Consider the following 20,300-nt stretch of genomic DNA (forward strand, 5'->3'; position numbering starts at 1 on the left):
GCCCTCAGGACACCGTGTCCTGAGGGCTTTTTCTGATTTAATGCGCGCAATAAACGTTGCTTTTATGCGTTGTTATCATCGTTATGCAATGGACGGATAGAATTAGGCAGGTCAAGATATTCCTGATGTTAGCAGCGATATTAATCGCTGTGGGATCATTGCTTGTATCACATTTTCTGACTCGTGATTTGAAAATACAGGAGCAGCATAAGATGGAAGTCTGGGGCGAGGCCATGCGAGCTTTAAACACAGCTGATGAAAACACAGACCTGACGCTTGTGCTTAAGGTTATTAATGATAATGACTATATCCCTGTGATCGTATTTAACTCAACGGGTGAAGTGACGGATTTCCGAAACATTGTTTTAGATGCCAGGAATTACCAAGATAGTTTGCAGCAAGTGACTGATATCGGGAAAAGATTACTGGCCAATAAACAGTTTATTTGTATAGCTGTTGACAACCAGAGTAATGATGATATAATTGTTTGTTATGACCAGTCCTTGATGCTCAAACGTTTGTCGATATATCCGTTTGTCCAGCTTGGAGTTGTTCTTATCTTTGTTGTGGTTGCCATATTTGCCTTACTTACCTCTAAAAAGGCGGAACAGAATAAGGTTTGGGTTGGACTTTCCAAGGAGACAGCTCATCAGCTTGGCACACCTACGTCCAGTCTGATGGCGTGGGCGGAGATCTTGAAGGAAAATTATCCACAAGACGAGTTGATTCCGGAAATGGATAAGGATATAAGAAGACTTCAGCTTATTGCCGACCGCTTCTCAAAGATAGGTTCGTTCCCTGAACTTGATTTAACGAGTCTTAATGAGGTTATAGATCATGTGATAGATTACATGGACCGCCGGACAAGTAAAAAGGTGGAGATGGTGAAGCAATTACCGCCATATGATGTGGTTGTGAACTTAAACTCCTCTTTGTTCGAATGGGTGTTGGAAAACCTTTCCAAGAACGCTGTAGATGCCATGGGTGCTGATTCCGGAAGGATTACGATAGGAGTTGAGGATACAGAGACTAAGGTGTTGGTCTATGTTTCTGATACAGGTAAGGGTATCAGAAGGAAGGATATAAGCAATGTTTTTCGCCCTGGTTTCACAACCAAGAAGCGGGGATGGGGCTTGGGATTAAGCCTTGCACGGCGTATCGTTGAGGAATATCACAAAGGAAAAATTTATGTAAAAAGTTCTGAGATTGGCCGGGGAACGACTTTCTGTATAGAGTTGCGTAAATAAAACTTGATTCTTGGCAAATCGGTCATAATGCCAGTGAAAAGTTATAAACTTGTGTGTTTCTCGAGCTTTTTTCGCTTTTTAATGATTTATTGTCAGAAAAAATCAGTAACTTTGCAGCCCAAAGTGTGGATATGTCTAATTTAGAGCAGTTTAAGATAGACCTAAAAAGGCTGGGCGAGGGGGGTGAAGTCTTCGAGTTCGACTTGGATGATTCTTACTTTGAGGCAATACAAGCCCCTATGGTAAGGAGTGGTCGGCTGCATACGACATTGAGTATCCAATATGTAGAGGGATTCTATAATTTGGTTTTCCACACTGAGGGCTCGGTGGTGGTGCCTTGTGACTTATGCCTTGATGACATGAATCAGGAAATAGTAACAGACGACTGCCTGTCAGCCCAGCTTGGAGAAGGCAACTCTGAAGACGATGACCTGGTAACGGTGAACGAGAGAGAAGGAATACTCGACGTTTCCTGGTACATCTATGAATTCATAGAACTCAGCATTCCAATCAGGCATGTGCATGCACCTGGAAAATGCAATCCTGCCATGATGAAACTCCTAAAGGAGCATTCGACCGTCCGAAGCGGTGATGGAGATGAAGGGAAACCTGTGGATTCCCGATGGGAAGCACTAAGTAAGTTAAAAAACAAAGAATAATAAATTAAACATTAAAGCATTATGGCACATCCTAAAAGAAGACAGTCTAAGACACGTACTCTTAAGAGAAGAACTCACGATAAGGCAGTAGCACCTACATTGGCCATTTGCCCTAACTGTGGTTCATACTATGTTTATCACACTGTATGCCCTACATGCGGATACTACCGTGGTAAGGTTGCTATTGTAAAGGAAGCTGCTGAATAATGAGCAAGATCAACGCTGTAATCACAGGAATTGGTGGCTACGTGCCCGACTATGTCCTCACCAACGAGGAATTGTCGCGTATGGTAGACACCAGTGATGAGTGGATTACGACACGTGTGGGCATCAAGGAGCGCCGCATTCTCAAGGAGGAGGGGCTCGGAAGCAGTTACATGGCTCGTAAGGCAGCCAAGCAACTCTTGCAGAAGACCGGAGTTGATCCGGACACCATTGATGCACTCATACTTTCCACCACAACCCCAGACTACGCGTTTCCTTCCACAGCAAGTATTGTTCTTGGTAAGCTCGGGCTTAAGCATGCCCATGCATTTGATATGTCGTGTGCATGCTGTGGATTCCTTTATGCCATGGACACAGCTTCGGCGATGATTCAAAGCGGACGCTATAAGAAGATTATCGTAGTTTCTGCTGAGAAGATGTCTTCTATTGTAGACTACACAGATCGGCAGACCTGTGTTCTCTTTGGCGACGGAGCTGGTGCAGTGTTGGTAGAGGCTACGGAAGAAGAGGGGATTGGATTTCAAGACTCATTCCTCCGCACGGACGGCAGGGGGCTTCCTTTCCTGCATTTGAAAGCAGGAGGCAGCGTATGTCCGCCATCTCATTTCACAGTGGATCATCATTTGCACTATCTTTATCAGGAGGGGCGTAACGTTTTCCGTCACGCTGTTACTGATATGGGCAATGATGTTGAGGAGATTTTGAAGCGCAACGATTTGTCCGCCGATGACGTAGACTGGGTAGTCCCTCACGAGGCAAACCTTAGGATTATAGAAGCCGTGGCCAAACGTGCTGACATTCCTATCGAGAAGGTCATGATTAACATCGATCACTACGGCAATACCAGTTCTGCAACGATTCCGTTGGCCTTATGGGATAACGAATCCAAGTTACGCAAGGGAGACAATGTTGTGCTGACAGCTTTCGGAGCCGGTTTTGTTCATGGAGCCTCATATTACAAATGGGGATATGACGGAGCGGCAGTAGCAGACAACAAGTAATTTAATTAACTTATTCGAAAACGCATCCTTCATCATTATGAATCATGCGTTTTTTCTTTATCGTTTTCTTTTAACACCAAATACAGATATGCATAAGGCAGGTTTCGTAAATATTGTTGGCAACCCCAATGTTGGTAAGTCTACGCTGATGAACCAGCTTGTCGGCGAGCGGATCAGCATTGCCACATTCAAGGCACAGACCACACGTCATCGTATCATGGGCATTGTTAATACGCCCGAAATGCAGATCGTGTTCTCCGATACGCCCGGTGTTCTGAAGCCCAACTACAAGATGCAGGAAATGATGTTGGCTTTCTCGGAGTCTGCACTTTCCGATGCCGACATCTTGCTGTATGTCACGGATGTGGTGGAGAATCCGGAGAAGAATATGGATTTCCTCAATCGCGTCAAGACAATGACCATTCCTGTCATCCTGCTTATCAACAAGATTGACGAAACCGACCAACAGAAGCTTGGTGATCTTGTGGAGAAATGGCATGCGCTGCTACCCAATGCTGAGATCCTGCCCATTTCTGCAAAGAACAAGTTTGGAACCGACATTCTGATGAAGCGTATTGCAGAGCTACTGCCGGAGAGTCCTGCCTACTTTGACAAGGATCAGCTGACGGACAAGCCAGCAAGATTCTTTGTCTCGGAGATTATCCGTGAGAAGATTCTGCGCTATTACGACAAGGAAATCCCTTATTCCGTAGAGGTTGTCGTGGAGCAATTCAAGGAAGACGAACGACATGTGCATATCAATGCCGTGATTTATGTGGAGCGCGACTCTCAGAAGGGAATCATCATCGGCCGTCAGGGCATGGCCTTGAAGAAAGTGTCTACCGAGGCTCGCAAGAGCTTAGAAAAATTCTTCGATAAGAAAATATTCCTCGAAGTCTTTGTCAAGGTGGACAAGGATTGGCGAAACTCTCAGAGAGAACTCAATAGTTTCGGGTATAACCCGCAATAACAAATTGAAAAGTTTCCTGTAGTAATCGGGAAATTCAATCTGTCCTGACTGGAAGTAGGACAAACTCTTGCGAAGGCAAGGGCTGGGGATTGGTCATCCTCGGCAAATATTAACAGAGCACATGACCTCGCTCATCCCCCACACAGGGGGGAAGACCACAACAAAATGGCAAATTTAGTAGCAATCGTTGGGCGCCCAAATGTGGGCAAGTCCACACTTTTCAATCGCCTGACCCGCACGCGTCATGCTATAGTCAGCGACATTGCGGGCACCACCCGTGACCGCCAGTATGGAAAATGCAATTGGAACGGACGTGAGTTTTCCATTGTCGATACCGGTGGATGGGTAGTTAAATCAGATGATATTTTTGAGGATGCCATCCGTCAGCAGGTTAGGATTGCTTCCGACGAAGCCGACCTCATCCTCTTTTTGGTGGATGTCGAAACCGGCCTCACCGACTGGGATGAGGACGTGGCAATGGTACTCCGTTGTTCCAGGAAGCCCATCATTCTTGTGGCCAACAAGGTAGATAACAGTGGCGAGGCATATATCTCCGCTGAGTTCTATAAGCTCGGCTTGGGCGACCCGGTGAGCATCAGTGCCATTTCAGGCAGTGGAACTGGAGACCTTCTTGATCTTGTCGTCAAGACACTGCCTTCCGACAACGAGGAAGAGATCGAAGAAGAGATTCCCCGCTTTGCCGTTGTGGGCCGCCCAAATGCTGGCAAGTCGAGCCTTGTCAATGCGTTCATTGGTGAGGATCGCCATATAGTGACCGAAATCGCAGGCACCACGCGCGACAGTATCTACACGCGTTTCGATAAATTTGGTTTTGACTTCTACCTTGTGGACACAGCAGGTATCCGCCGAAAGAACAAGGTGACCGAGGATTTGGAGTTTTACAGTGTCATGCGTAGCATTCGCGCCATTGAAAACAGCGACGTGTGCATTCTCATGATTGATGCCACGCGAGGCATCGAAGCACAGGACATGAATATCTTCCAGCTTATTCAACGCAACCGCAAGAGCTTGGTTGTGGTGGTCAACAAGTGGGACTTGGTCGAAGACAAGGATCATCAAGTCGTCAAGACGTTCGAGAATGCCATACGCGAGCGCATGTCCCCGTTTTCAGACTTCCCCATTATCTTTGCTTCGGCACTTACCAAGCAGCGTATATTCAAGGTTCTGGAAACTGCTAAACAAGTATATATCAACCGGAAAGCACGTGTTGGTACCACGAAGCTCAACGAGGTGATGCTACCTATTATCGAGCAGACTCCGCCGCCCTCGATCAAGGGCAAATACATCAAGATTAAATACTGCTCACAGTTGCCCAACACTCAGATTCCGTCATTCGTATTTTATGCCAACCTGCCACAGTATGTCAAGGAGAACTACCGTCGTTTCCTGGAAAATAAGATTCGTGAGCATTGGCCCATGCATGGATGTCCCATCAATGTGTTTGTCAGGAAAAAGTAGTTGTAATTCAAAATTCAAAATTCACAATTCACAATTAGGCTGCGCGGTAGTAATTCACAATTCACAATTTTCAATTCACAATTAGGCTGCGCGGTGGAGGTAGGGCATATATTCTAAGATTGTTTGCGAAGCAAACGGGAGGATATTCTGCGATGAGCCTTTCATTCAAAAAAAGATATTCTCCGGATATTCTTAGATACCGCATAGCGGTGCGGAGGAATTTTTAATTCACAATTCACAATTGGAGTATACTGTGCTTTGTTTGCGATGAATCAATATCGCTGTGAGAGTCAATGATTGAAACTACACTGTTAATATAGAAAATGAAGAATTTGTTGTTGCTGATGTTAGGGTTTTGTGCCTTGTGCTCAAGTTGTAGCCGGAAGCCTAACCCCGAGGATGTTGCTGCACAAGCAGCCAAGGCCTACTACGACTTGCTTATAGAGGGCAAGTATGAACAATTTGTCGACGGCCGCTACGTGCCCGATTCAATACCCGCCTCATACCGCGAGCAACTTATCGCCAATGCCAAGATGTTCATGGGCGAACAGGAAACGGCTCACAAAGGGCTCAAACAGGTGCGCGTGGTCAATGCCAAGGCCGACACAGCCGGACACATGACCCAAGTATTTCTTTTGTTTGTCTATGGCGACAGCACCAGCGAAGAAGTTCTTGTGCCCATGGTAGAGCACAACGGCGTGTGGTACACCCGCTGACAACAGCGGCTTCCGGCTGCAAGACCATCACCCCTTGGCTACAGTCCCCTGAGGCCTTCTTGCGTGGAGAAGTCGTTCCCGGTGATTTGCTTCCCGTGTTCGTCCTCCTCCATTTCCGCTTCCCTCACCCTCTGGAACAGGTCGCTCGCAAACACGAGGTCATTGAGTCGCTTGTTCGTGGCATTCATCACTTCCTCCTTGGTGCCCTGCCACTCCTTCCGTCCCTTGTAAACAAAGAGAATATTCTCGCCAATACCCATGACCGAGTTCATGTCGTGGGTATTAATAATGGTGGTGATGTTATATTCCTTGGTAATGTCCGACAGCAACTTGTCGATCACGAGCGATGTCTTCGGGTCCAATCCAGAGTTGGGCTCATCACAAAAGAGATATTTGGGATTCATCACGATAGCCCTGGCTATGGCCACACGTTTTTGCATACCCCCGGATATCTCGCCGGGATATTTGTTTTCCGCATCTGTCAGGTTCACGCGGTCGAGACATTCCCGTGCGCGTTTCATTCTTCCCTGCAGATTCATATCGGAGAACATATCAAGGGGGAACTGCACATTTTCGAGCACCGTCAGCGAATCGAACAAGGCTGCATTTTGGAAAATCATCCCCATCTCGCGTCTCATCATGACACGTTCCTTCTTGGACATGGTTATCAAGTTCCGCCCGTCATAGAGAACCTCTCCGCTGGTGGGTTCGAGCAGTCCCACAATATTCTTGACCAGCACGGTCTTGCCCGATCCACTCTGCCCGATAATCAGATTGGTCTTGCCCGTCTCAAAGGTCGCACTGATGCCCTTGAGCACAACTTTATCATCGAAAGATTTGCTTAGGTTTCTTACTTCTATCATAATAACGGAATTAAGACAGCAACTGTGTCAGAAATACGTCTGAGAACAGTATCAGCACACTGCTCGACACCACAGCGTCTGTCGAGGCCTCGCCCACATCCACAGATCCACCTTTCACGCTATATCCGAAGTACGACGACACACTGGCAATGATAAAGGCGAAAAACAAACTCTTGATAATACTCATCCACATATACCATTCGTTGAACGAATGGTTCATGCCGGCCGTCAGGTCGGCAGGCGACATCAGCTGCCCGATGTAAGCCGTGGCGTATGCGCCCACGATGCCCATGGCCGAGGAGAAAATCACGAGGAAGGGCATGATGGTCACCAGTCCTGCAATTTTGGGCAGGATGAGATAGCTGGCTGAGTTGATGCCCATAATATCCAAGGCGTCAATCTGCTGAGTCACACGCATGGTACCTAATTCAGAGGCGATGTTCGACCCTACCTTGCCCGCAAGGATAAGACACATGATCGAACTCGAAAACTCCAGCAACATGATTTCGCGAGTCGTATAACCCGTTACCCAACGGGGCATCCACGGACTCTGGATGTTCACCTTCATCTGAATACAGATCACGGCTCCGATGAAGAAGCTGATGAGCAACACGATACCGATGGAGTCTACCCCCAACTGCGCCATCTCCTTGACGTAGCGTTTAAGGAACATCCGCATTCTCTCCGGACGAGAGAACGCCCGCCCCATGAGAATCAGGTAGTTGCCGAAGGTGGTCAGGTGTTTGTGTACTAATTTCGTGATTAGCATGTCATGTCAATAATTCATTGATGCAAAAGTAATCAAAAAAGCTGATGAAACCACTCACTTGCTTGAGGTTTTTATGTTTTATTACGCTTGTGTCATTTGTAATTCACAATTCACAATTTTCAATTCACAATTAGGCTGCGCAGTGATTCTTCCCTCTTCCCTCTTCCCTCTTCCCTCTTCCCTCATAATTTGAGCTGCGCGGTTAGGGTGAGCAGATATTCTAATATTATCTTGCGAAGCAAGAGTGTAAGATTTTCTGCGATGAGCTTTTCATTTATAAAAGGATATTCTCCGGATATTCTTAGATACCGCATAGCGGTGCGGAGGAATTTACAATGTACAATTCATAATTTACAATTCACAATTAGACTGGGCGCTGATTCTTCATCCTTCATTCTTCCTTCTCTCTTCATTCTTCCTTCTTCATTCTTCTCTCTTCCCTTTATAAAATATTATTACCGTTTCCGGCTAATTCCTTTCGTCGCATCTGGGCAGAAAAGCGCCATGTTTTTGCGGATAATTCCAATCCCGAAGAGCGTCAAAAACACAAGACTGATGCGATTCCAGCCTTGTGGCACCACGATTCGAGCTTATCGATTGCGCGATCGAACCTTTGTCGCATGGTGATTAGCGTTTAACCGCAGTGGCGTTTGATATCTAATCATAAACGACAAAAATCGTATAGTAAAATGATTTTCGTTAAAGCTCTGATTGTCAACCCACTACGAATTATCTCAAATTTTGCTAATTTCGAACCAAAGGATTCTTATTTTTAAATTCGTGAAATACAGAGAGATGTTTGTCAGAAAAAATGTCAGTATCTGTTGTCTCAGGATTCATCCAGGACATCTGTTGATGAGAACAAAACTGCATGGATGAACAATGATCCATTTTAATTGATGCAATAGGACAGAGGAGGTGATCTCGTCAGGAATCATCTTGCTTCTCGTGTTAAATAAGGGTTATCACTCCAAATGTCGATGAGCCTGTTATATTCGGACTGCCTATCGGTCTTTGTTATATTCCGGCTTATAGGGCTGTATTTTCCAACGACAGGTATTTGATGTATTTCAAACATTTTGAGAAGAAGGACGAGAGATGGCATAGGAAATGGAGATGGATAACGATTGCGTTCTGCGTAGGGTCGGTGTCATGCACGGTTTTAGGACTTTTAATGGCATTTGCAATCGCAGTTCTATAGCAACAGTTGTTAAATGATGGAGACAGTTGCCGTAAATAACATGATGAAAATGTGTCGCACATGATGAAAACCTACACCATAAGTCATTCTGCGAGGCGACTAATGTATCAACCAGTTCTTTTAGGAAATGGCGGTAGCTTTATTCACGATTTGGGATAGAAAGCCCTACCCAGGACGATAAAAAGCTCGCCCCGCTTCTCCCGCCGGAGGTGAGTCCCACCTTAGAGATGTACGAGAAAGAGGTGGGTATTGCGAAAATAGAAGACAAAGATGGCAATTTGTGCTCACAAACAAGAATGCCATAGAATATTCAAAACTATCGTGTTAAATTGCACTTGTTGGTTTACACTTTGCAAAAATATTTATATCTTTGAAACGGGATATAATTTATAATTGACAATTGGCAATTTATAATTAGCCATTCGGCAAATAATTCTAACGACGATGATAGAAGATATTTTGAAATACAATGCCCAGTTTGTGGCAGAGAAAAAATATGAGAAGTATGCCACAACGGGACAGCCAACCAGGAAACTGGCAGTGCTGAGTTGCATGGACACCCGACTGACCGAGCTGCTGCCAAAGGCTATGGGGCTTAGGAACGGAGACGCAAAGTTTATTAAGGTAGCCGGTGGAACGATGCTGTCGCCCTACGACTCGGTAATCCGGTCATTGCTGGTTGCTGTATATGAGTTGGGGTGCGAGGAGATTATGGTGGTGCACCATTCCGATTGTGGACTCTGTCATCTGGAAGCCCAACACTTCATCGACCTCATGAAGCAAAGGGGTGTCAGCGACGAAGCTCTGGCTGAGGCGTCCAAACACGTTGATCTTGAAAATTATCTCAGTGGTTTTGAGGATATAGAAGAGGATGTGCGGCGTATTGTCACAGCCATTCAGCATCACCCACTGATGCCGCGGCAATTTGTTGTGCGGGGATTTATGATAGACTCATATACAGGAGAGTTGAGCGAAGTCAAATAAGCGGGTCGACAGCGGGGTGCCTTTGCCAATTGTTGGCGCAATCTCTTTTATTTTACAATGTAATTTCGTACATTTGCAGGCAAAGTCATTCATCAAGATGGAATCTGAAAAACTTTCTACCCTTCGTACAGAGGGACTTGTCAAGCGCTACGGAGAGCGAACGGTGGCCAACGAGGTGAGCATCAGCGTGCGCCAAGGTGAAATCGTGGGTTTGCTCGGTCCCAACGGTGCCGGGAAGACAACCTCGTTCTATATGACCACGGGACTTGTTGTGCCCAACGAGGGGCATGTGTACATAGACGATAAGGAGATAACCAAATATCCTGTCTATAAGCGTGCGCGCGCCGGTATCGGCTATTTACCGCAGGAGGCCAGCGTGTTCAGGAAGTTGAGCGTGGAAGATAACATCATGGCCGTGCTTGAAATGACTGATCTCACCCACGAGCAGCAGTTGGCCAAACTGGAAAGCCTGATAGGCGAGTTTCGGCTTAACAAGGTGCGCAAGAACAAGGGTGACCGCCTGTCAGGTGGAGAGCGGCGACGCACGGAGATAGCGCGCTGCCTGGCCATCGACCCGAAGTTTATTATGCTCGACGAGCCTTTTGCCGGAGTGGATCCCATTGCTGTAGAAGACATACAACACATCGTGTGGCGACTGAAATACCGGAATATCGGCATTCTGATAACCGACCACAACGTGCAGGAAACCCTCTCGGTGACCGACCGGGCCTATCTGCTTTTTGAGGGACGCATCCTGTTTCAGGGTGTTCCGGAAGAGCTGGCAGCCAACAAGATCGTTCGAAAGAACTATCTGAGTGACAACTTTGTTTACCGGCGCTTTCAATGGAACGATGAGGACCGGCAATTTGCAGAAGAAATGGGTAGGCAGGTTCCCGAAGCGAGGTGAGTGCATGACGCTTCGGCTCATTCGCTTGATGGGTGTCTGCACGGGTGCGACTATGGTTAAAAAAACAAATTTTTGTTTTGTATATTAGGTTTACTCGTTAATTATGAGTAATTTTGCGCTTCAAAATTGCAACAACTCCCTTAAGAACAATTAAATTATAAATAGAATAAGAAGAGATGAAAGTATCATTTGAAAATCCCGACAAGCTTAATGCTGTGTTAACCATCACAGTTGAAGAGGATGATTATAAAAACGATGTCGAGAAGACACTGAAGGACTATCGGAAGAAGGCCAATATGTCCGGTTTCCGCCCTGGTCAGGTTCCTATGGGAATTATCAAACGCCAATACGGTACGTCTGTCAAGATGGATGCCATCAACAAGTTGGTTGGCAACGAGATACAAAAGTATATCACAGACAATAAAGTTCAGATGCTCGGCGAACCGCTGGCTTCGGAGAAACAGGAACCGCAGGATTTGGAAAAAGCCGCGCCCTATACTTTCATATTCGACATTGCCGTTGCACCGGAGTTTGACATCGAATTTACCCCCAAGGACAAGATAGATTTCTATGAAATCGAAGTTGACGACGCCTTGATCGACCGTCAGGTCGAAATGTTTGCATCGCGTTCGGGTAAATATGAGACGGTGGCGGAATATCAGGACGGCGACATGCTGAAGGGCGACCTGCGCGAACTCGACGAGAAGGGCAGCACCAAGGAGGGGGGACTGACCGTTGAGGCAGCCGTCATCATGCCTAACTATATCAAGGCAGACGACCAGAAAAAACTATTCGACGGTGCTAAGACTGGCGATATCATCACCTTCAATCCGCGCAAGGCTTATCCGGAGAGTGATACGGAGGTGTCTGCACTGTTGAAAATCAAGAAAGAGGAGATAGCCGAACACTCTGGCGACTTCAGCTATCAGGTAACCGAGATTCAGCGTTTCCGCAATCATGAAGTGAACCAGGAGTTGTTCGACAAGACTTTTGGCGAAGGTGTGGTTAAGGACGAGAAGGACTTCCGTGCCAAGATCGCAGAAGGACTGAAAGCCCAGTTGGCCAGCGAAAGCAACTATAAATTCCTGCTTGACATGCGCAAATACGCAGAAGACAAGGTTGGTCAGCTGACATATCCTGACGCCCTGTTGAAGCGAATTATGAAGAACAACAACAAGGACAAGGATCAGGAGTTCATCGACAAGAATTATGAGCCAAGCATCAAGGAGCTTACCTGGAGCCTTATTCGCAACAAGTTGGTGGAACAGGCTGGCATCAAGATAGAAGACGAGGATGTGAAGCAGGCTGCTCGTGAGGCTGCGCGCGCCCAGTTTGCCCAGTATGGCATGAATAATGTACCGGAAGAGTATGTGAACAACTATGCCGATGAACTGCTGAAGAAGCAGGAAACGGTGCAGAACTTCGTTGACCGTGCTATTGATGTCAAACTTGCCGACGCCGTGAAGAAAACGGTGAAGTTGAATAAGAAAAAGGTTACCCTCGACGAGTTCAATAAGATGGCCGAATAGTTTGTGCCCGAAACCGGGATATCAAAAACGAGGAGCCAGGGTGTAAACCTTGGCTCTTCGTTTTGAAATTACCCTGACATCTTTCCAAGCCGCGGGAGCCATTACCGTTGATACTGGCCATGGTTTGACGCTCTTTGCCCAGAATGATGCTAAAAAATATTCGAGACATAGTTGATCATGTCGACTTTTTTTAGTATCTTTGTGTTATTAATAGGTATAAAAGAGGATTCTGTCTATGGGTACTGCACTTGTCAACGTGTTGTTCTGAATACAAGTTAGCGGCTGCAGGGCTGGTTTACAGAATCCGACTGAAAGGAATTATAATCTCATTTTATTTTGATAAAATCAAGTATGAACAACGATTTCAGAAAATTTGCAACAGGACATTTGGGAATGAACGGCATGGTGCTCGATGATGTGGTGAAGGCACAGGCTCGTTACCTAAATCCATATATTCTTGAGGAGCGTCAGCTCAATGTGACACAAATGGACGTGTTCTCACGTCTGATGATGGATCGCATCATCTTCTTGGGCACAGAGGTGGACGACTATACGGCCAACACCCTGCAGGCGCAGCTGCTCTATCTTGACTCTGTGGACAACGAGAAAGATATCTCCATCTATATCAACTCGCCGGGTGGCAGCGTGACGGCCGGGCTGGGTATTTATGACACCATGCAGTTCATTAGTAGCAGCGTGGCGACCATCTGCACGGGCATGGCTGCTTCGATGGGCGCTGTGTTACTCGTTTCCGGAGCCGAAGGCAAGCGTGCGGCATTGCCCCATGCCCGCGTGATGATACATCAGCCGTTGGGCGGTGTGCAGGGCCAGGCATCGGACATTGAGATCGAGGCTCGGGAGATTCTGAAATTCAAGAAGGAACTCTACACCATCATTGCCAACCACTCCCACCAGTCGTATGAGAAAGTGTGGAAGGACAGCGACCGAAACTACTGGATGAACGCAGAGGAGGCCAAGGCGTATGGTATGATTGATATGGTGTTGACACGCAAAAACAATGAAACAGAAAATGGCAAGGAAAGTTTGTAACTTCTGCGGAAGAGGAGAAAGCGAGGTTGGCTTACTCATCACAGGACTCAACGGGTATATCTGTGAGGACTGTGCTTCGCAGGCATACAGGATTGTGCAGCAGTCCGGTGTGCTTGACGAGGCGAACGAAGGCGAGAATGCCGGGCAGGAGTATAAAGCCGTTGGCAAGATTCCCAAACCTAAGGAGATCAAGGCCTACCTCGATGAATACATCATCGGGCAGGACGAGGCAAAGCGCTATATGGCCGTGTCGGTATACAATCATTACAAGCGGTTGCAGCAACCTACGGACGAGGACGGCGTGGAGATCGAGAAGAGCAATATCATCATGGTGGGATCCACGGGCACGGGCAAGACACTACTGGCCCGCACCATTGCAAAACTCCTTGATGTTCCCTTTACCATCGTAGATGCCACGGTGTTTACCGAGGCAGGCTATGTGGGCGAAGACGTGGAGAGCATACTGAGTCGGTTGCTGCAGGTAGCCAATTATGACGTGGCAGCTGCTGAGCGTGGCATAGTCTTTATTGATGAGATAGACAAGATAGCCCGCAAGAGCGACAACCCCAGCATCACGCGTGACGTCAGTGGCGAAGGGGTGCAGCAGGGACTGTTGAAGCTTCTCGAGGGCACGGTGGTGAATGTGCCACCCAAGGGAGGACGCAAGCATCCCGACCAAGACTATATTCATGTGAACACCAAGAATATCTTGTTTATATGCGGAGGTGCCTTTGACGGAATAGAGCGGAAGATTGCCCAGCGGCTCAACACGCACGTGGTCGGTTATAATTCGGTGCAGAACATGCGCAGTATAGACAAGGGTGACCTGATGAAGTATATTCTGCCACAGGATTTGAAGTCGTTTGGCCTCATTCCCGAACTCATCGGGCGTGTGCCGGTGCTCACTTTCCTGAATCCACTGGATCGGAAGGCGTTGAGACGGATCTTAGTGGAACCGAAAAACTCCATCACCAAGCAGTTTGTCAAACTGTTTGCCATGGACAACATAACGCTCACGTTTGCCGACGATGCCCTCGACTTTATTGTAGATAAAGCCGTGGAATACAAGCTCGGTGCCCGTGGATTGCGTTCCATCGTGGAAGCGGTGATTATGGACGCGATGTATGATGCGCCTTCACGTCGTATCAGAAAATTCGAGGTGACGCTCGATTATGCAAAGGCGCAGCTTGACAAGGCACACATGCAGAAACTCGAATCTGCATGACACGATAGTGTGCCATGAAACAGCCAAAGGCTTAAAGACACAAAACTCTATGATGAAGGAAGATAATCTGACACTACGCTTGAAACAGTATTTTGGCTTTGATTCGTTCAAAGGTGACCAAGAGGCAATCATAAAGAGTCTGATGGGTGGCAGTGACGCTTTTGTGCTGATGCCCACGGGTGGTGGCAAGAGCCTTTGCTATCAGTTGCCGTCGCTGCTCATGGACGGCACGGCCATTGTCATCTCGCCTCTGATCGCCCTGATGAAGAATCAGGTGGACGTGGTCAACGGCCTTACTGAGGAAAGTGGAGTAGCACATTTTCTCAATTCGTCACTCAACAAGCAGGCGATTACGCAGGTGGAAGAGGATGTGCATTCCGGTAAGACGAAATTGCTCTATGTGGCTCCGGAGTCACTCAATAAGCCGGATAATCTTGAATTTTTCCAATCGTTTAGGATTTCGTTTTATGCCATTGACGAGGCGCACTGCATATCGGAGTGGGGGCATGATTTCCGTCCGGAATACAGGAATATTCGACCTACGATTGATAAAATAGCATCCTCTCGTGGGGAGAAGCGTGCTCCCATCATAGCGTTGACGGCAACGGCCACCGACAAGGTGCGCTCGGATATCAAGAAAAGCTTGGGCATTGTCGATGCGCGCGATTTCAAGAGTTCGTTCAACCGTCCAAACTTATATTATGAGGTACGCCAGAAAGCAAGTGAGGAAGATGCTGACAGCCAGATTATCCGTTTCTTAAAGCAGCACGAGGGCAAGAGCGGCATTATCTATTGTCTCTCGCGCAAGAAGGTGGAGGAGCTTTCCAAGAAGCTACAGATTAATGGCTACAAAGCTGCTCCCTATCATGCAGGACTCGACACGGAGGTGCGCACCCAGACGCAGGACGATTTCCTGCGCGAGGATATCGATATCATAGTGGCCACCATTGCCTTCGGCATGGGTATCGACAAGCCCGATGTGCGCTTTGTCATTCATTATGACATTCCCAAGAGCCTCGAAGGCTATTACCAGGAAACGGGGCGTGCTGGCCGCGATGGTGGGGAAGGTCGGTGTATCGCCTTCTATTCGCCCAAGGATCTGAAAAAACTCGAGAAGTTTACCGACAACAAGGGTGAGGCTGAAAAGGAAATAAGTCGCCAGCTCTTGGAAGAAACCAAGGCTTACGCAGAGTCGTCGGTGTGTCGCCGGAAATTCCTGTTACACTATTTCGGAGAGGAATATACGAAGGAGAACTGTGAGAACTGCGACAACTGCAAGCATCCGCAGAAAACAGAGGAAGCCGGCGAGGCGCTTCTGGCAGTACTCAAGGCTATCAAGGCCGTGAAGGAAGAGTTTGACCAATCGTACATTATCGACTTGGTGAGAGGACGGGCTACTGACAACATTGTACGCCACGGCCACGATAAACTTCCGGAGTTTGGCGGCGGAATGGAGATTAATGACCGCCATCCGACGATTTGGAATCCGGTCATTCGTCAAGCTATGATAGCTCATTATATCTGTAAGGATGTGGAAAACTATGGCTTTCTGCGTCTGACTCCCGAGGGGCGCCAATTCATCAGGAGTCCGAAGCCCTTTACTGTGGTTTTGGACAGGCAGTTTGATGAGGCGGAAGATAGTGCTTATGGCAATGTGACAGCCTTGGACGACAAGCTGTACAAGTTGTTGAAGAACCTACGAAAAGACGTGGCCCGCAAGCATAACCTGCCACCATATGTTGTGTTTCAGGATATTTCTATTACACTGATGGCCACCAACTATCCCATTACCATGGACGAACTGTTACAGATACAGGGCGTCGGGCAGGGCAAGGCCAAGAAGTTTGGAGCTGAGTTCATAGAGCTGATTAAGCGCTATTGTGTGGAAAACGACATACAGCGCACCGATATGATGCGCGTCATCAGCCTGCCGAACAAGTCGCAGAAGAAACTTAAGATCATAGAACTCATTGACAAGCGCGTGCCCCTAGACGAGATTGCCAAGTCACAGGGATGCACTTTCGATGAATTGCTTGATGACATCGAGTCGATCGTGAACGGAGGAATGAAGGTGGATATTGGATATTATATTGATAATGATGAGGTCGTGGATTCGGATGAGGTTGCCGATATTTACGAGTATTTCCGAACCAGCGAGACCGATGATATTGATGAGGCTATAGAAGAGGCTGATGTCTATGATGACGAGGATGGTCTCACGGCTGAACAAAAGACCCGACTGGTGCTCATTAAATTTATGTCGGAAGAGGGAAACTAAACGATGGTGTTTCCTAATCAACAGAAGTGGGCTGCACGAATGTAAGAAATGCGATGTGGCTGTCTCGGTGGAACCGAGGTGTTCTTGTTGATAATTACTGATTTAGACACCAAGTTAAATAGCATTAAACTACAAAGAATTTCGCAAAAGGCAATCTGTATGTGCGAAAATATTGCTATATTTGCACGCAATAAATTTATAAATCTTCATTTTATGTCATCATTTGTTGCAGATAAAATCACGATGGACGGTTTGACTTTCGACGACGTCCTGCTTATTCCTGCTTATTCCGAAGTATTGCCCAAAGAGGTGGTGTTGAAAACAAAGTTCTCTCGTCATATCGAGTTGAACGTACCTTTTGTGACCGCTGCCATGGACACCGTGACCGAATCGGCCATGGCCATTGCCATTGCCCGTGAGGGAGGTATTGGGGTTATCCACAAGAATATGACCATAGATGAGCAGGCTCGCCAGGTGGCTATCGTGAAACGAGCTGAGAATGGCATGATTTATGATCCCGTGACGATCCGTCGTGGTCGTACGGTGCGCGATGCGCTGCAGATGATGCACGATTACCATATCGGCGGTATTCCTGTGGTTGACAAAGACAACTTCCTCGTCGGAATTGTTACCAACCGCGACTTGCGTTTTGAGCGCCGTCTGGACAAGACCGTAGACGAGGTGATGACCTCTGAAAACTTAGTGACGACCCATCAGCAGACAGACTTGACTGCTGCGGCTCAGATTTTGCAGGAGCATAAGATAGAGAAGCTGCCCGTGGTGGATGCCAACAATCGTCTGATAGGACTGATTACCTATAAAGATATAACCAAGGCCAAGGACAAGCCCATGGCCTGTAAGGATGAGAAGGGGCGGTTGCGCGTGGCAGCCGGCGTAGGCGTCACGGCTGATACGCTTGACCGCGCTCAGGCTTTGGTAGATGCTGGCGTGGATGCCATTGTTATTGACACGGCTCATGGCCATTCCAAGGGAGTGGTTGACAAGTTGCATCAGGTGAAGGCTGCTTTCCCCAATGTAGACGTTGTGGTGGGCAATATCGCTACCGGCGAGGCTGCCAAATATTTGGTGGACAACGGTGCTGATGCTGTGAAGGTAGGCATTGGTCCCGGATCCATCTGCACAACACGTATTGTGGCCGGTGTTGGAATGCCGCAGCTGAGTGCTGTGTATGACGTATTCTCTGCCCTGAAAGGAACAGATGTGCCTCTTGTTGCTGACGGAGGCCTGCGCTATTCGGGCGATATTGTCAAGGCGCTGGCTGCCGGTGGTAGTTGCGTGATGGTGGGATCGCTTGTTGCAGGAACAGAGGAATCTCCCGGTGAGACCATTATATACAACGGTCGAAAGTTCAAGAGTTACCGTGGTATGGGTTCGCTGGAGGCCATGGGGCAGAAGAATGGCTCTCGGGACAGGTACTTCCAGGGCGACACGAGTGATGTGAAGAAGCTTGTGCCCGAAGGCATTGCAGGTCGTGTGCCCTACAAGGGTACTGTGCAGGAGGTAATCTACCAGTTGGTTGGTGGGTTACGATCCGGTATGGGCTACTGCGGTGCAGGTACGATAGACGCTCTTCACGATGCCCGGTTTGCTCGCATAACCAATGCCGGTGTTCAGGAAAACCATCCACACGACATCACCATTACGAGCGAGGCGCCGAACTATTCAAGGCACGAGTGAAAAAGAAAGGCATGAGTTGGGGTGAGGGAGTGCACTTCCTCACGCTTATGCGTTTATAAAGAAGATCTGAAATGAAAATAAAACTGTTGTTGGGCGTCACGCTGATGTGTGGCACCTTGTCTTTTGCCCAAAACGCCGATCCTGTCATCATGACCGTTAACGGGAAGCCCGTTCCACGTTCGGAATTTGAATACTCCTATAATAAAAACAACACTGACGGAGTGATCGACAGGAAGAGCGTGAAGGAATATGTAGACCTTTTCATAAATTATAAACTGAAGGTTGAGGCAGCCAAAGAAGCCGGCTTGGATACGATGCTATCGTTTCGGCAAGAGTTTTCGGGCTATCGCGACCAGCAAATCAGGCCTGCCATGATTAGCGAGGAAGATGTAGAGGCAGAGGCGCGAAAGATCTACAGACAAACACAGCAGCAGGTAGATCAAAATGGCGGTATGGTTCATGTGGCTCATATCCTCGTAATGATGAAGCAGCAAGCCACACCCGATGAGAACCGGAAGGCCAAGGTGCGTATAGACTCTGTTTATGAGGCCCTGAAAAAAGGAGCGGATTTTGCTGCACTGGCAAAGCAGGTGTCGCAGGACCCTGGCTCTGCCAACAACGGCGGAGAGCTACCTATGATTGTGAAGGGGCAGACGCTGAAGGAATTTGAGGATGTGGCTTGGAGCCTGAAAGATGGCGAGATGAGTGAGCCGTTCATGTCCCCGGCCGGTTGGCATATCGTGTTGAAAAAAGGACATCAGAATTTTTACAGCTATGACAGTCAGCGCGATGCGATTATGAAATACATCGACCAGCGAGGGTTGCGCGAGCAGATTATCAATGCCAAGCTCGACACTTTGTCCAAGCAGGAACATGTCTCTACGGCTGCTTTGCTTGAAGCCAAGCGCAAGGAAATGGAGGAAAAAGACCCGAGTCTGAAATATCTTATCCGGGAATACTACGACGGATTACTTCTCTATGAAATCAGCAATCGTACGGTATGGGATAAGGCTCAGAAAGATGAACGTGGACTGCAAGCATTTTTTAAGAAGAACAAGAAAAAATACAAATGGGAGGAACCCCGTTTTAAAGGGATTGCCTATCACACGCGGGACAAAAAGGATGTCAAGGCTGTGGTCAAGGCTGTGAGGAAGTTGCCTTTCGATATGTGGGCAGAGAAACTGCGGACCACGTTCAATGCCGACTCCGTGCTACGCATCAAGGTAGAGAAGGGACTATTCAAGAAAGGAGATAACGCCCTGGTAGACCGGAAGATGTTCAAGACAGATACTGTGCCGGCCCTGATGAAAGATTTCCCCTATACAAATGTGTATGGCAAGAAACTGAAGGCTCCAAAGGAAATGTCGGACGTGAGGGCGCTGGTGGTGTCGGACTATCAGGATTATCTTGAAAAGCAATGGGTGGCTCAACTCCGTAGGAAATATCAAGTGACTGTCAATGAGAATGTGCTCGAGACTGTCAATAAGCACGAATAAAAT

The 20,300-nt window shown here is 47.6% G+C and carries 17 protein-coding genes; 15 read left to right on the forward strand and 2 right to left on the reverse strand.

Annotated features, from left to right (window positions below):
- Positions 1-83: 83 nt before the first annotated feature.
- The 7 genes from HMPREF0645_RS04005 (at position 84) to HMPREF0645_RS04030 (ending at position 6,297) form a co-directional block, all read left to right on the forward strand.
- On the forward strand, positions 84-1,247 hold the full coding sequence (locus tag HMPREF0645_RS04005) for a sensor histidine kinase (protein ID WP_007173593.1): 1,164 nt from the start codon (positions 84-86) through the stop codon (positions 1,245-1,247).
- A gap of 131 nt (positions 1,248-1,378) precedes the next feature.
- Complete coding sequence (locus tag HMPREF0645_RS04010; protein ID WP_044123286.1) at positions 1,379-1,906, forward strand: YceD family protein; 528 nt, start codon at positions 1,379-1,381, stop codon at positions 1,904-1,906.
- 21 nt (positions 1,907-1,927) lie between these two features.
- The gene (gene rpmF, locus HMPREF0645_RS13285; RefSeq protein WP_007573504.1) at positions 1,928-2,113 is read left to right on the forward strand and encodes a 50S ribosomal protein L32; all 186 of its coding nucleotides are present in this window, start codon (positions 1,928-1,930) and stop codon (positions 2,111-2,113) included.
- On the forward strand, positions 2,113-3,132 hold the full coding sequence (locus HMPREF0645_RS04015) for a beta-ketoacyl-ACP synthase III (RefSeq protein WP_007173595.1): 1,020 nt from the start codon (positions 2,113-2,115) through the stop codon (positions 3,130-3,132). Before rpmF ends, HMPREF0645_RS04015 begins: the two co-directional genes overlap by 1 nt.
- Positions 3,133-3,220: 88 nt before the next feature.
- Positions 3,221-4,102 carry a GTPase Era gene (gene era / locus HMPREF0645_RS04020; protein WP_044123287.1) on the forward strand — a complete coding sequence of 294 codons (882 nt, stop codon included), beginning with the start codon at positions 3,221-3,223 and terminating at the stop codon, positions 4,100-4,102.
- A 165-nt stretch (positions 4,103-4,267) separates the two neighbouring features.
- Complete coding sequence (gene der / locus HMPREF0645_RS04025) at positions 4,268-5,581, forward strand: ribosome biogenesis GTPase Der (protein WP_007173597.1); 1,314 nt, start codon at positions 4,268-4,270, stop codon at positions 5,579-5,581.
- A gap of 323 nt (positions 5,582-5,904) precedes the next feature.
- Positions 5,905-6,297 carry a hypothetical protein gene (locus HMPREF0645_RS04030; RefSeq protein WP_007173598.1) on the forward strand — a complete coding sequence of 131 codons (393 nt, stop codon included), beginning with the start codon at positions 5,905-5,907 and terminating at the stop codon, positions 6,295-6,297.
- Between the two features lie 38 nt (positions 6,298-6,335).
- Here HMPREF0645_RS04030 and HMPREF0645_RS04035 read toward each other — a convergent pair whose 3' ends face one another.
- Complete coding sequence (locus tag HMPREF0645_RS04035; protein ID WP_007173599.1) at positions 6,336-7,160, reverse strand: ABC transporter ATP-binding protein; 825 nt, start codon at positions 7,158-7,160, stop codon at positions 6,336-6,338.
- Positions 7,161-7,170: 10 nt separating this feature from the next.
- A complete protein-coding gene (locus tag HMPREF0645_RS04040) occupies positions 7,171-7,929 on the reverse strand; it encodes an MlaE family ABC transporter permease (RefSeq protein ID WP_007173600.1) in 759 nt (252 codons plus the stop codon).
- A 1,645-nt stretch (positions 7,930-9,574) separates the two neighbouring features.
- Between HMPREF0645_RS04040 and HMPREF0645_RS04045 the strand changes: the two genes are divergently transcribed.
- From HMPREF0645_RS04045 to HMPREF0645_RS04080, 8 genes are all read left to right on the forward strand, one after another.
- A complete protein-coding gene (locus HMPREF0645_RS04045) occupies positions 9,575-10,114 on the forward strand; it encodes a beta-class carbonic anhydrase (protein WP_007173602.1) in 540 nt (179 codons plus the stop codon).
- 97 nt (positions 10,115-10,211) lie between these two features.
- Positions 10,212-11,021, forward strand: coding sequence for an LPS export ABC transporter ATP-binding protein (gene lptB, locus HMPREF0645_RS04050; protein ID WP_007173603.1), 810 nt, complete (start codon positions 10,212-10,214; stop codon positions 11,019-11,021).
- Between the two features lie 176 nt (positions 11,022-11,197).
- The gene (gene tig, locus HMPREF0645_RS04055; protein ID WP_007173604.1) at positions 11,198-12,550 is read left to right on the forward strand and encodes a trigger factor; all 1,353 of its coding nucleotides are present in this window, start codon (positions 11,198-11,200) and stop codon (positions 12,548-12,550) included.
- Between the two features lie 351 nt (positions 12,551-12,901).
- Positions 12,902-13,600, forward strand: coding sequence for an ATP-dependent Clp endopeptidase proteolytic subunit ClpP (gene clpP / locus HMPREF0645_RS04060; protein ID WP_007173605.1), 699 nt, complete (start codon positions 12,902-12,904; stop codon positions 13,598-13,600).
- On the forward strand, positions 13,581-14,825 hold the full coding sequence (clpX, locus tag HMPREF0645_RS04065; RefSeq protein WP_044123389.1) for an ATP-dependent Clp protease ATP-binding subunit ClpX: 1,245 nt from the start codon (positions 13,581-13,583) through the stop codon (positions 14,823-14,825). Before clpP ends, clpX begins: the two co-directional genes overlap by 20 nt.
- A 49-nt stretch (positions 14,826-14,874) precedes the next feature.
- Positions 14,875-17,103: a DNA helicase RecQ gene (recQ, locus tag HMPREF0645_RS04070; RefSeq protein ID WP_007173607.1), complete on the forward strand. Its 2,229-nt coding sequence runs from the start codon at positions 14,875-14,877 to the stop codon at positions 17,101-17,103.
- 213 nt (positions 17,104-17,316) lie between these two features.
- Entirely contained in the window at positions 17,317-18,801 is a 1,485-nt protein-coding gene (guaB, locus tag HMPREF0645_RS04075) for an IMP dehydrogenase (RefSeq protein ID WP_044123288.1), read from the forward strand.
- Positions 18,802-18,872: 71 nt separating this feature from the next.
- The gene (locus tag HMPREF0645_RS04080; protein WP_007173609.1) at positions 18,873-20,297 is read left to right on the forward strand and encodes a peptidylprolyl isomerase; all 1,425 of its coding nucleotides are present in this window, start codon (positions 18,873-18,875) and stop codon (positions 20,295-20,297) included.
- Positions 20,298-20,300 lie beyond the last annotated feature (3 nt).

The sequence above is a fragment of the Hallella bergensis DSM 17361 genome, assembly GCF_000160535.1.
Taxonomy (GTDB): domain Bacteria; phylum Bacteroidota; class Bacteroidia; order Bacteroidales; family Bacteroidaceae; genus Prevotella; species Prevotella bergensis.

Coding starts and splice junctions, on each gene's coding strand:
- HMPREF0645_RS04005 (WP_007173593.1), top strand. CDS start 84: ATGCAATGGACGGATAGAATTAGGCAGGTCAAGATATTCCTGATGTTA.
- HMPREF0645_RS04010 (WP_044123286.1), top strand. CDS start 1,379: ATGTCTAATTTAGAGCAGTTTAAGATAGACCTAAAAAGGCTGGGCGAG.
- rpmF (WP_007573504.1), top strand. CDS start 1,928: ATGGCACATCCTAAAAGAAGACAGTCTAAGACACGTACTCTTAAGAGA.
- HMPREF0645_RS04015 (WP_007173595.1), top strand. CDS start 2,113: ATGAGCAAGATCAACGCTGTAATCACAGGAATTGGTGGCTACGTGCCC.
- era (WP_044123287.1), top strand. CDS start 3,221: ATGCATAAGGCAGGTTTCGTAAATATTGTTGGCAACCCCAATGTTGGT.
- der (WP_007173597.1), top strand. CDS start 4,268: ATGGCAAATTTAGTAGCAATCGTTGGGCGCCCAAATGTGGGCAAGTCC.
- HMPREF0645_RS04030 (WP_007173598.1), top strand. CDS start 5,905: ATGAAGAATTTGTTGTTGCTGATGTTAGGGTTTTGTGCCTTGTGCTCA.
- HMPREF0645_RS04035 (WP_007173599.1), bottom strand. CDS start 7,160: ATGATAGAAGTAAGAAACCTAAGCAAATCTTTCGATGATAAAGTTGTG.
- HMPREF0645_RS04040 (WP_007173600.1), bottom strand. CDS start 7,929: ATGCTAATCACGAAATTAGTACACAAACACCTGACCACCTTCGGCAAC.
- HMPREF0645_RS04045 (WP_007173602.1), top strand. CDS start 9,575: ATGATAGAAGATATTTTGAAATACAATGCCCAGTTTGTGGCAGAGAAA.
- lptB (WP_007173603.1), top strand. CDS start 10,212: ATGGAATCTGAAAAACTTTCTACCCTTCGTACAGAGGGACTTGTCAAG.
- tig (WP_007173604.1), top strand. CDS start 11,198: ATGAAAGTATCATTTGAAAATCCCGACAAGCTTAATGCTGTGTTAACC.
- clpP (WP_007173605.1), top strand. CDS start 12,902: ATGAACAACGATTTCAGAAAATTTGCAACAGGACATTTGGGAATGAAC.
- clpX (WP_044123389.1), top strand. CDS start 13,581: ATGGCAAGGAAAGTTTGTAACTTCTGCGGAAGAGGAGAAAGCGAGGTT.
- recQ (WP_007173607.1), top strand. CDS start 14,875: ATGATGAAGGAAGATAATCTGACACTACGCTTGAAACAGTATTTTGGC.
- guaB (WP_044123288.1), top strand. CDS start 17,317: ATGTCATCATTTGTTGCAGATAAAATCACGATGGACGGTTTGACTTTC.
- HMPREF0645_RS04080 (WP_007173609.1), top strand. CDS start 18,873: ATGAAAATAAAACTGTTGTTGGGCGTCACGCTGATGTGTGGCACCTTG.